At 73.9% G+C, this 12,086-nt stretch carries 7 protein-coding genes; 5 read left to right on the top strand and 2 right to left on the bottom strand.

Translation table 11 applies throughout. The annotated features are described in order from the left end of the window. Positions 1–197: 197 nt before the first annotated feature. The 5 genes from RM812_RS24820 (at position 198) to RM812_RS24800 (ending at position 9,767) form a co-directional block, all read left to right on the top strand. The gene (locus tag RM812_RS24820) at positions 198–1,616 is read left to right on the top strand and encodes a HEAT repeat domain-containing protein (RefSeq protein WP_311575746.1); all 1,419 of its coding nucleotides are present in this window, start codon (positions 198–200) and stop codon (positions 1,614–1,616) included. A gap of 143 nt (positions 1,617–1,759) precedes the next feature. Beyond that, on the top strand, positions 1,760–2,455 hold the full coding sequence (locus RM812_RS24815) for a GntR family transcriptional regulator (protein WP_311575743.1): 696 nt from the start codon (positions 1,760–1,762) through the stop codon (positions 2,453–2,455). Positions 2,456–2,535: 80 nt separating this feature from the next. Continuing rightward, positions 2,536–4,059, top strand: coding sequence for a hypothetical protein (locus RM812_RS24810; RefSeq protein WP_311575740.1), 1,524 nt, complete (start codon positions 2,536–2,538; stop codon positions 4,057–4,059). Positions 4,060–4,186: 127 nt separating this feature from the next. Next, positions 4,187–5,068 carry a hypothetical protein gene (locus RM812_RS24805; protein ID WP_311575736.1) on the top strand — a complete coding sequence of 294 codons (882 nt, stop codon included), beginning with the start codon at positions 4,187–4,189 and terminating at the stop codon, positions 5,066–5,068. Positions 5,069–5,123: 55 nt separating this feature from the next. Beyond that, positions 5,124–9,767 (top strand): hypothetical protein, encoded by a 4,644-nt coding sequence (locus tag RM812_RS24800; protein WP_311575733.1) that lies wholly within the window; start codon positions 5,124–5,126, stop codon positions 9,765–9,767. Here the strand turns inward: RM812_RS24800 and RM812_RS24795 are convergent. After that, on the bottom strand, positions 9,756–10,880 hold the full coding sequence (locus tag RM812_RS24795; protein WP_311575731.1) for an aromatic ring-hydroxylating oxygenase subunit alpha: 1,125 nt from the start codon (positions 10,878–10,880) through the stop codon (positions 9,756–9,758). The genes RM812_RS24800 and RM812_RS24795 overlap by 12 nt on opposite strands. Beyond that, positions 10,877–12,082, bottom strand: a complete 1,206-nt coding sequence (solA, locus tag RM812_RS24790; protein WP_311575728.1) for an N-methyl-L-tryptophan oxidase — start codon at positions 12,080–12,082, stop codon at positions 10,877–10,879. The genes RM812_RS24795 and solA overlap by 4 nt, the downstream gene beginning before the upstream one ends. Between the last annotated feature and the right edge of the window lie 4 nt (positions 12,083–12,086).

Here is a 12,086-nt window from a genome sequence, read left to right as displayed (position 1 = left end):
TGGTTCACGGACGTGATGGCTGGGCAGATGTTGCCGCACCGCGCGGGCCGTGACACCGGTCCGCAAGGGCCACCGACGAGAGGCAGAGGAAATGGTCTTCAGCAAGCAAGAGACGGCGGGCGATCCGACGTGCGGGCACACGGCCAGGTAACGCGTGTTCCCCGGTTGCGTCGACGCTTGATGTGAGGCTGTTTCCCATGTTCGATCCGGTCATAGCGCCCAGCGGTACGCTGCTCGGCCTGCTCCAGCGGGGTCGCGGCGACGGCACGCTGCACGCGCTCACCGCCCCGCGCGCCGAAGCGCTCGCGGCTCTGAACCACTGTGTGCTGCACGATCCCCGCCACGACTGGCAGGTGGAGAACCGCTCCCTCTACTACGCCCGCCTCTACCTCGACCTGAACGGCGAGCTGGACGCGATCGAGGCGCACCTCTTCGACCCCGAGGACGTCCTCGACTCCGACGAGTCACGCACCGGGCTGGCCCTCGCGGTCCTCGGCCACCTCGCCTCCTACGGCAGGCTGGACGCGCTCGAACTGCTGCGCAGGTACGCCGCCCACGGCGTCAACTGGGCGTGGGCCCTGGACGAGCTGGCGCTGCGCGACGACGACGCCGGTCTGCGTGCCCTGGCGGCGCCCGTACTGGCGCGCTTCCCGCGCGATGCCGAGGGTGACGCGGAGCTGGCCGTCGCCGTGCGCGACGCCTTCGAACCCCGTCCCTGGCGCCTGTGGGCCGACGATCCGCGCGAATCGATCGCCACCCGCGTGCGTGCCGCCCAGGAGACGGGCTGCTTCGACCGCTGGCAACGGCAGATGAGCCCCCCCGGACCGCGCCCCGGCTGGAGTGTGCGGGCCGTGTTCGAGTGGGCCGAGCAGGGTCTCGAACGCGGTGCCGCGCTCCATGTGCCGGCCGCCCGGTGCCTCATGGCCGTCGCCGGCCCCGAGGACCGGTCCGAGATCGTCGAGGCCGCGAGATCCGGCGGCGAGGGCGCCCGCTGCACCGCCCTGCGGTATCTCGCCGACAGCAATGATCCGGACACCCTCGACCTGATCGAGGGCGCCGTGGCCACCGGCTCGACACCGGTCGTGGAGGCCGCCGTCTCCGCCTTCGAACGCATGCGCAGTCTCGCCGCCGTCGACCGGGCGCGCGGCTGGGTCCACCGGCCCGATGCCCTGGGCGCCGCGGCCGGGCGCGTACTCGCCTGCCGGGGCGCGGCGCAGGACCGCGACCTCGTCCTCGCCGCGCTGCGGGAGGCGGTGCGCGGTGAAGGCCCCGACGCGCCGACCCTGTGGACCCTCGTCGACGGCACCGGACGGCTCGGCATCGCCTGTGCCGCACCCGTACTGCGCCACGTCTATCGCGAGACCGCCTCGTCCCATCTGCGCGGCCGGGCCGCCCGTGCCCTGGCCGCCACCGACCCGTCGTTCGCCGCCGGGTTCGCCATCGAGTGCCTGTGGGACTGCGAGGAGACCACCCGGGAAATCGCCGCCCGCCATGCCGAGACCGGCGACAACCGCGTCGTCGAACGGCTGCGCCGGCTCGCCGCCGATCCCGCGGAGGAGGACGAGGTCCAGACGGCCGTACGCAGCCGCTTCGGACCGGACGCGCCCGCTGTGTGACAGGGCGGGTGCCCTGGGGGCGCAGGTCTGCCGGTTGGCGCCCCCTGGGCTCTTCGAGAGGACCGAAGCCCCCGCAGGGATCGTTCAACGATCCCTCGATACCCATGTTGTTTCGTTCTGGTATCTGCGATTGAATTCCGGGCATGGCAGAGCAGTTGACGGGACTGGCCGACGACCGCGCCCTCTTGGGGCGGACCAGCACGGCCGAGCGGGTCTCGGACATCCTCAGGAGCCGTATCGCCGATGGCTACTTCCCGCCGGGCACCCGGCTGTCGGAGGACAGCATCGGTGGCGCGCTCGGTGTCTCCCGCAACACGCTGCGGGAGTCGTTCCGGCTGCTCACCCACGAACGCCTGCTCGTCCACGAGCTGAACCGCGGCGTCTTCGTGCGCGTCCTGACCGTCGAGGACGTCGAGGACATCTACCGCACCCGCGCCCTCGTCGAGTGCGCCGTCGTCCGCGGCCTCGCCGAGCCGCCGTACGCCCTGGACGGGCTCGCCGGGGCCGTCGAGGACGGACGCCGATCCGCCCGCGAGGGTGACTGGAAAGCAGTGAGTACGGCCAACATCCACTTCCACCGGGAACTGGTGGCCCTCGCCGGCAGCGAACGCACGGACGAGCTGATGCGCAGCGTCTTCGCGGAACTGCGCCTCGCCTTCCACGTCGTGGACGACCCGCAGCGCCTCCACGAGCCGTACATCGCACGCAACGCGGAGATCCTCGAGGCCCTGGAGACCGGTGAGCGGGAAACGGCGGAGCGGCTGCTCGCGGTGTATCTGGAGAACTCGCTCAAGCGGGTCGTGGAGGTCTACCTGCGGCGGGTCGGGGACGAGAGGTAGGCCGCCGCGGCGGCGGTCGCGCCGTGGTGCGTCTGCGCCCGTTTGGGTCGTTGTCAGACCGAGGACCTAGTCTGTGCACCGTGACTTCGCCTGCATCGACGGACAGCGTTCCGCCCCAGCTCAGCGCGGGGCCGCGCCCTGCTCCGGGCCCGGCCGCCGACGAGGGACTGGCGCGGCGGCTGCGCGCGCTCGCCTGCACGGCGCCGTTGCACGACCTCGACGCGCGCAAGGCCAACCTCGCGGGTGAGTACTCGGTGTACGGCATGGCGGAGGTCGCCCTCGCCGCCATCGACCTCGTCACGCTCAACATGGACTTCGACACGGGCGCCGACCACGACCAGATAGTGGCCCGGCTGATCCCGCGTGTCGCCGCCCAGGCCCCGGAACGCCCCGCCGCCGAGCACGAACGGGTGGCCCGCTGGGTCCTGGAGAACCTGGTCAACGTCGGCAGCGTCGACCGCGGTTTCCGCGCGGTGTACGGCACGTTCGGCCCGGACGGCACCTACGTGCGCCGCGACTACGACTTCAAACTCCTCGAGGAGGTCCCCGGCCCGGGCGGCACCGTCTACCTGCGCACCACCGACGAAGCGGTCAACGTCCTCGTCGGCGCCCTCGACACCGACGTCACCAGCGCCCAGATCGCCGCCGAGGTCAAGCTCGAGGTGCTGATCAGCCGCGGGCGGCTCGCCGACGCCCAGCTGGCCGCCGAACAGGCCCGGTACCGGACCGTGCAGTACTCGGAGACCCTCCGCAAGGCCCTGGACGCCACCCGGCGCAACGTCCGCGCGGTGGACTGGCTGAGCGCCGTCCCCGACATGATCGCCGAGGCGCTGGACCACGTCGCCGACCGGTACCGCCACGAGAACGCGATCCTCACCAACATCCGCAAGGCACGCGACGAGTCCGAGGAACCCGAGCACAAGCGCCGCGCGGCCGAACTCGTCGACATCGTCAAGGACTGCATCCGCCGCCACACCCAGCTCCAGTCCCGGCTCCTGGAGGCCGGCCCGCTCTTCCGGGCCGAACAGGACCGGCAGGCCTTCGCCACCCCCCTGACGACCTCGGGCCTGGACCTGTACGGCCATCTCCTCGCCCCCGTACTGCCGTTGCCGCTGGAGGAGGCGCTGCGCGTCACCGACGCCTTCTTCACGCGCGGCACCGGTCTGCGCACACCCGTCTCCGTGCGGGTCGGTGACCTCGTCGACATACTCCTGACCCCGCCCGTGGAGCGGGAGCACCTGGGCGCCGAGATGCCGGAACCCGACCTGATCGCGACCCCGGACGACAGCCGCTTCAGCGAGGAGCAGCTCGCCGCGGCCATGGAACTGCTCGACCTGCCGCACGACGCCCCGCGCCGGCTGTCGGGGCTGCTGGCCGACGCCCGCGCCCGGGACGCGGAGCTGCCCTACCTCGTCGCCCTGCTGGCCGTCCACGCGGCCAGCCCGCCGGTGGGCACCGCCTACCGCCAGGGCGAGCCGAAGCTGCTGTTCGCCGTGGACGACGGCACCGAGCTGGACGACCCCGAGTTCGGTGGCGCCGACCTCATCGTCGGCACGGCACTGCTGGACGCGGCCGGGATGGCCGCGGACCGGGAGGCGGCGTGAGGACACGTCAGCACCAGTGCCCACCCCCGCACCAGGGCCAGTGCCCACCCCGACGCCGGCAGCCACAGCCGTACCAGCACCCGCAGCAGCATCAACAGCGGCACCAGCACAGCGAGGAGTACCGACCGTGACCGAGCACGTCGACCGGAGCGAACCGGAGGCGGGTGCCGCGCCGGCCACCGCGGCCGTCACGCCCGCCGACGCCGCCGACGCGGCGCGGCTCGTCGCCTTCGGCCTCCAGCCCAAGCTCCTGCCCGCGCGCGACCAGGAATACGCCGACCTGCTGCGCCGGTACCGCGAGGACCCGCCCTTCGCCCGGCTCGCCGACGCCGTGGCGGCCGGCCTCGGGCTGATCGTCCTGGAGGTGTCCCCGCGCGCGGGGATGGCCGTGACCGCAGCCGAGGACTCGGTGTTCGCCGTCCGCATGGGCGACTACGCGCGCCGCGCCGCCACCGACTCCGGCGACCGTTTCCTGCACGGCCTCGCCCACCTCGCCGTCGCCGCGATGGCCTACCCGCGCCCCGAGGACCTCGCCGACGACGGCTACATCGGCCGCGTCACGGTCAACGGCGTGGACGCCTTCGTCCGCCAGGCCTGCCGGCGACTGGAGGAGCGGGCCGAACAGCAGGGCGAGAACACCGACCCGGCCACCGACGCCCCGGGCCTGGAGGCCGCCTGGCGGATCTGGGCCCGCCGCAGCGCGACCGGCGCCACCAAGGACGCGCGCAGACTCCCCGGCTCCACCACCGGCATCGTCGGCAAGGCCGCCGCGTTCCTCACCGAGTCCGGCTTCCTCCAGCGCACCGGCGACGACAACGGCGGCACGTACCGCACGACGGCCCGCTACCAGCTCCAGGTGCGCGACATGGCGGGCAGCGCCGCCATGGCCGAGCTGCTGGACCTGGGCGTCGTCCCGGTGACCGACGGCACGGCGACGCTGCTGCCCGCGGACGAGACGGACGACCTGGAGCTGGTCGCCGACGCCGGGCTGCCGTTCCATTCCTCCTGACACCGCCCACGCCCCCCCCGCACCCCACTTTCACGAAGACTTACGAGAGTCCGCCATGTACGAGCTGTCCCGGGTCCGCCTCTACTCCATCGGGCCCGCCGGTGCGCGCTACGCCGACACCGTGCTTGACCTGCGCGGTGTGGGCGAGCCCGTGCCCGACCCCGCGCCCACCCAGGCGGAGTTCTTCGAGGAGGAGCCCGTCGGCCCGCCGCGCCGGCCCGCACCCGCCGGCGTGCTCTTCCTGGAGAACGGCGGCGGCAAGTCCGTCCTGCTCAAGCTGATCTTCTCCGTGATGCTGCCCGGCCACCGCAACACCCTGGGCGGCGCCAGCTCCGGAGTGCTGCGCAAGTTCCTGCTCGCCGACGACTGCGGACACGTGGCACTGGAGTGGCAACACGTGCAGACCGGCGAATGCGTCGTCGTCGGCAAGGTCAGCGAGTGGCGCGGGCGGCAGGTCTCGGGCGACCCCCGGAAGTTCGCCGAGGCCTGGTACTCCTTCCGGCCCGGCCCCGGGCTGACCCTGGACAACCTGCCCGTCGCCGAGGCCACCGCCGTACGCCCGCCCGTCGAGGGCGCGTCCGGGGCCCAGGGCCGGCGCCGCACCATGAAGGGCTTCCGGGACGCGCTCACCGAGGCCGGCAAGGCGTACCCGCACCTGGAGGTGTACTGGGAGGAGATCCACGACCGCTGGATCGAGCACCTCGGCGACCTGGGACTCGACCCCGAACTCTTCCGCTACCAGCGCGAGATGAACGCCGACGAGGGCGAGGCCGCCGGCCTCTTCGCGGTCAAGAAGGACTCCGACTTCACCGATCTGCTGCTGCGCGCCGTCACCGACACCCGCGACACCGACGGACTCGCCGACCTGGTCGGCGGCTTCGGCAACAAGCTGGGCCGGCGCGCCGAGCTGATCGCCGAACGCGACTTCACCGCCGGGTCCGTCGACCTCCTCGGCCGGATCGTCGACGCCGCCGAATCCCGCACCCGCGCGCGGGACATCCACACCGCCGCCGAACGCCGGACCAGGACCCTGGCCCGCCGGCTCTCCGCCCGCGGCGCCCAGGAGCGCGCCCGGGCCGGCGACCTCGCCCAGCGGGTCACCGCCGCCGCGTACGCCGTCACGCACGCCGAGTCGGCCCGTGACCGCAGCGGTCTCATCGCCGCCGAACTCGCCTACCGGCACGCCTCGCTGGCCCTGGCCGCGGCCGAGAAGTCGGCCGCCGCGCAGAAGCGTGAACTCGCCGACGCGCGCACCCTGCACTCCGCCTGGCAGGCCGCCGAGGCCGTCCTGCGCCACCGCGTCGCCGCCGACCGCGTCGCCCGCGTGTCCGCCGCCATCCAGGAGGCCGAGCGGGACGCGGCCCCCGCGCTCGCGGCCCGCGCCAAGGCCGCCGTCGACCTCGTCCGCGCCCTGCACGCGGCGGCCGGGAGGGCCGAGCACCACGCCAACGAGGAGGAGGAGCGGTCCGCGGCGCTCCAGGAGGTCAGCGACGCCGCGCACCGGGACTCCACCACCGCCGCCACCGAGGCGCAGCGTGCCCGCAGCGAGGCCGGGCACCTGCGCCAGCGCCTCACCGAGGTCGAGCAGGAGACCGCCGAGGCGGTCCGCGCCGGCTGGCTCGACGACAGCGCGCCCGACGCCGACCCCGCCCGTGCCGCCCTCGCCGCCAGCGACGCCGAGAAGACGACCGTCGCGGCCTGGGACACCGCCCGTGAGGCGGCCCGCCGGGCCACGGAGTACGCGCGCGAGGCGGCCGCCGCGGAGAGCCGCGCCGAACTGACGGCGGCCCGCGCGGCGGACGCGGCCACCGCGGCCGAGCGCGCCCACGAGGCGGAGCGCCGGACGGCCGAGGCGCTGGCGGCCGAGGAACGACTCGTGGAACTGCTCGGCCTGGCCGCCGAGCCCCGCCCGGGTATCCCGCGCCCCCGCCAGGACACCGGCCGTGATCGGGCCGCCGCACCCAAGGCCCCCGACGGCGCCTTGACCCCCGAGGAACTCGACCGCTTCGCCGACGAGCTGCGCGAGCTGCTCGACGGCACCGTCTCCTCCGCCGAACGCCAGCTGTTCGAGCTGCGCACCGCCGCCGCCGACGACGCGCGCATCCTCGGCGCGCTCGGTGACGGCGGACTCCTGCCGCCCGGCCCGGACGTGCTGGCCACCGTGGAGTTCCTCGGCGAGCACGGCATCCCCGCCCTGCCCGGCTGGCGCTATCTCGCGCAGGCCGTGGACCCCGCCGACCACGCGCGCGTGCTGGCCGCCCGGCCCGAACTGGTCGACGGCGTCATCATCACCGACCCGGACTCGCACACCCGCGCCCGCGACGTCCTCGGCGACGCGGCCCTGCTGCCGCGCTCCGCCGTCGCCGTCGGCACCGCCGCCGCTCTGCTGGCGCCCACCCCGGCCCCCGGCACCGGCTTTGGGGACGTCTTCCTCGTACCGCCGAACCCCGCCATGCACGACGAGCACGCCGCCGACGAGGAGCGGCACGCGCTGCGCGCGCGGGCGACGGAGCGGGACGAGGAGATCCGCACCCTCGCCGCCCGGCTCGGCAAGGACCGGGAACTGGCGGCGCGGCTCGCCTCCTGGCGCGCCGGCTGCCCCGCCGGACGCCTCGCCGAACTGGCGCGCACCGCCGAGGAGGCACGCGCCTTCGCGGAGGAGACCGAGGCCGAGCTGACCGAGGCGCGCACCGTGCGGGCCGAGGCGGAGGAGAGTGCCGCCGAAGCCGTACGGCTGCGGGACGAGCGTCAGGAGGCCGCGCAGAAGGCCCGCCGTGCCGCCGACGCCCTCGCCGGACTCGCCTTCCGGCTGCGCGAGCGCGCCGGCTGGCAGGCCGGCCTCCGCGAACTCGCCGACGAGGGCGCCGAGGCCGAGGCCCGCGCCCAGGCCTGCCTGGAACGGGCCCGCGCCGCCGACGAGGACCGCCGCGCCGCCCAGCGCGCCGCCGACGACGCCCGCCGCACCGCCCGCGCACTGCGCGCCGAGCGTTCCGAGATCGCGGGCGCCCCCGACGACGTACCCGAGGACGACGCCCAGACGCCGAAGGCGTCCCTGCCGGCCCTCCGCGAGGCCTACCGCGCCGCATCCCAGGTGTACGAGAAGGTCGGCGTCGGCGCCGATCTCCGCGCCGAGCAGGCCCGCGCGGAGAGCGACGAGAGCACGGCGCGCGCCGAGCTCGACCGGCTCAGCAACAAGGTCCGCACCCGGGCCGGGCAGTTGCTGGAGTCGCCCGACGGCTCCGACGGACCGTCCCGGCAGGCCGCCGTCGCCCGAGCCGAGGAGCTGGTCCAGCTCCTGGAGACCCGCATGTCGAGCGCGAGCGAACAGCTCGGCCGGCTGCGCGGCGAGGCCGAACGGCACGCGCCCGAGGACGGCGACGCCCACACCGAACTCCCCGGGGAACTGATCCCGCGCGACGCCGAACACGCCCAGACCCTGCTGCGCACGGCCACCGCCGAACTCGCATCCCGCACCGAGGCGCTCGCCCAGGCCCGCGAGGCGCACACCGAACTCCTCGACGCGCACCGGGCCGCCGAGGACGCGGCCGGAGGCTTCGACGAGATCGCCGCCCTGCTCCGCGACCTGCTGCGCGAGCAGGCGTCCGAGGAAGAGCAGGAGGAGCCCGAGCCCTACCCGGGCGGGCTGGAGGACGCCCGCCGGTCCGCCGCCGAGGCCCGCCGCTCACTGCGCGGCTGCGCCGCCGACCTGTCCGCCGCCGAGGCGGCCGTACGCGAGGCGAGCGACGTACTCGTCCGGCACGCGAACTCGACCCGCTACGAGCAGGTCCGCACCCCCGCACGCCAGCAGATCCGCGAGCTGCCCGCCTCCGCGCTGCCCGAGCACGCCGGTAAGTGGGCGGACGCCTTCGCGCCCCGACTCCGCGTCCTCACCGACGAACTGGCGCAACTGGAGCGCAACCGCGATTCGATCGTGGACCGGCTGCGCGGCCTGGTCGAGTCGGCCCTGGCCACGCTGCGCTCCGCCCAGCGGCTCTCCCGCCTGCCGGAGGGCCTCGGCGAATGGTCCGGGCAGGAGTTCCTGCGCATCCGCTTCGAGGAACCCGACCAGGCCACCCTCACCGAGCGGCTCGGCGAGGTCGTCGACGAGGCCACCCGCGCTGCCGTGAAGAAGAACTCCGACCTGCGCCGCGACGGCATGTCCCTGCTGCTGCGCGGCGTCGCGGCCGCCCTGGCGCCCAAGGGGGTGGCCGTCGAGATCCTCAAGCCCGACGCCGTGCTGCGCGCCGAGCGCGTCCCCGTCGGCCAGATGGGCGACGTCTTCTCCGGCGGCCAGCTGCTCACCGCGGCCATCGCCCTGTACTGCACGATGGCCGCGCTCCGCAGCAACGACCGGGGCCACGACCGGCACCGCCACGCCGGCACCCTGTTCCTCGACAACCCCATCGGCCGCGCCAACGCCGCCTACCTGCTGGAGCTCCAGCGGGCCGTCTCCGACGCGCTCGGCGTACAGCTGCTGTACACCACCGGCCTGTTCGACACGACCGCCCTGGCCGAGTTCCCGCTGGTCATCCGGCTGCGCAACGACGCCGACCTCAGGGCCGGGCTGAAGTACATCAGCGTGGAGGAGCACCTGAGGCCGGGGCTGCCCCAGCCGACTCCGGCGGGTGAGGGCGAGACGGTGCACAGCGAGATCACGGCGACCCGGATGTTCAAGCGGCCCAGCCAGTCACTCGCCTAGCCGTTCCAGAAGCCACTCGTGGAAGACCCCGATGTGGTGCTCGGCCGGCACCAGCACCCCGCCCGCGCGGTAGGCCCGCGACGACATGGCCGGCTGGGTCCGCTCGCAGGCCGCGAAGTCCTGCGTGTTGACCCGGTGGAACAACTCCACCGACCGTGACAGGTCCGCCCCCGACGCCACGACGTCCGGGGCGTACAGCCAGTCGCACTCGACGACCGTGCGGTCCTCGGCGAGCGGGAACATGCGGTGCAGGATCACATGGTCCGGTACGAGGTTGACGAAGACCGTCGGTTTGACGGTGATGGCGTAGTAGCGGCGGTCCTGGCCCTCCGGCACCTCGGGCAGTCTGCCGAAGCCCTCGCTGCCGTCGACCGTGAAGCCCTTCACCCCCTCGCCGAACTCGGCGCCGTGGCCCACGTAGTACTGCGCCGCGTAGCCGCGGGCGAACTCCGGGAGGACGTCGGTGAGTTCGGGGTGGATGGTCGCGCAGTGGTAGCACTCCATGAAGTTCTCGACGATCAGCTTCCAGTTGGCCCGCACGTCGTACCCGACGCGCCGCCCGAGCGTGAGGTTCTCGGCCCCGTAGTGCTCGATCGCGGCCGGGTCGCCGAGCCGCTCGACGGCCGCGCCCCGCACCGTCTCCTCGAAGGAGGGCGGAGTGTCGGCCAGGCACACCCACGCATAGCCGAGCCACTCGCGCAGGGCGACCCGCACCAGTCCGTACGCGGCACGGTCGACGTCCGGCATCTTCGTCAGGTTGGGCGCGGCGACCAGCCTGCCGTCGAGGTCGTACGTCCACGCGTGGTAGGGACACCGCAGGTTGCGGCGCACCTGCCCGGACTCCTCCAGGCACAGCCGGGCCCCGCGGTGCCGGCAGATGTTGAGGAAAGCGCGCAACCCGCCCGCGCGGGTGCGCGTGATGATGACGTTCTCGCGGCCGACCTGCACCGTGCGGAAGGCGCCGGGCCGGTCCAGGTCGGCACTGCGGACGGCGCAGAACCACATCGACTCGAAGACGTGACGCTGCTCCTGGCGGAAGATCTCCGGGTCGGTGTAGTAGCGGCCCGGCAGAGTCGCGAGGAGGCTGGGGCTGGAAAGGGGAATCGTCGTCACGTGCGTGCTCCTCGGGCGGGCGCGGCGGCGGTGGGGGTGTCCCCGCTCGAGCGAAGCCGAGCCTGGGGGCGGGCGGGGTCGAAGAGACCGATGGGGTGCGCGGTGGTACCGGTCAGGGCCAGGTCGGCCAGGATCTCGCCGACGACCGGCACGAACTTGAAGCCGTGCCCGGAGAATCCGCAGGCCACGGTCACCGAGTCGGGGTGCGCGGGATGGCGGGCGATGACGAAGTGCTCGTCCGGGGTGGTGGTGTACATGCAGGTCGCGGCCTTGAGGAAGGTCCCGGGCAGATCGGGGACCTGGCCGGACAGGTGATCGGAGATGGCCTCGACCTCGTCGTCGTGCACGGTGCGGTCGATGGTCTCCGGGGTCGTGGCCCGCCCCTTGCGGAAGAAGGCGACCTTGGCACCGTGGTCGGGGCCGTCGATGGCCGGGAAGCCGTAGACCTGGACGCCGGACGCGTCCTCCCAGACGTAGACGGGGTGCTTCTCGGGGAGGAAGGGCCTGATGCCGTTCCTCGGCTGGAACCAGTACATGACCTGGCGCTCGACCGTGAACGGCACTCCGAGGTCCGTGAGCAGCCGCGGTGCCCACGCGCCCGGGCAGACCACCAGCCGGGCGGCGGTGTAGGTGTTCTCGGCGGTGTGCACGCGCACGCCGTCCCGGTACGGCTCCCAGCGGGTCATCGGCTCGTCGAAGTGCAGGTCGGCACCCTGCCGGGTGGCGAGCTGGAGGTGGGCGGCGACCGTGTTCTCGGGGCGGAGGAGACCGGTCCCGGCCTCGTACAGAGCGACTTCGTCGTCCGCCGGGGTGAGCGTCGGGAAACGGCGGCGGATCTCCGGGGCGTCCAGCATCTCGTGCGGCAGGTCCCACTCGCGCGCCGAGCGCAGCGAACCCGAGACGGTCCACGAGTCGGGGCGGCCGACCATCACGCCCCCGCACAGGAGGGCGATGTCCCGGCCGGTGGCCCGCTCGAGGTCCTCGTACAGCTCGTAGGCGCGCAGGAGGAGCGGCACGTACGCCGGGTCCTCGAAGTACGACTGCCGGGTGATCCGGGAACCGCCGTGGCTGGAGCCACGGTTGTGCACCGGGCCGAACTTCTCGAGGCCGAGCACCCGGGCGCCCCGCGCGGACAGGTGGTGGGCGGCGGCGCTGCCCATGCCGCCGAGACCGATGACGATCACGTCGTAGGTGGGGGACAACAGG

The organism is Streptomyces lancefieldiae, from assembly GCF_031845825.1.
GTDB classification, from domain to species: Bacteria; Actinomycetota; Actinomycetes; order Streptomycetales; family Streptomycetaceae; genus Streptomyces; species Streptomyces lancefieldiae.
Note: the sequence above shows the minus strand (reverse complement) of the source record. Positions and strands in the feature narration are given on the sequence as shown.

Excerpts from the sequence above, each read along its gene's own strand:
- RM812_RS24820 (WP_311575746.1), top strand. The coding sequence starts at position 198 with ATGTTCGATCCGGTCATAGCGCCCAGCGGTACGCTGCTCGGCCTGCTC.
- RM812_RS24815 (WP_311575743.1), top strand. The coding sequence starts at position 1,760 with ATGGCAGAGCAGTTGACGGGACTGGCCGACGACCGCGCCCTCTTGGGG.
- RM812_RS24800 (WP_311575733.1), top strand. The coding sequence starts at position 5,124 with ATGTACGAGCTGTCCCGGGTCCGCCTCTACTCCATCGGGCCCGCCGGT.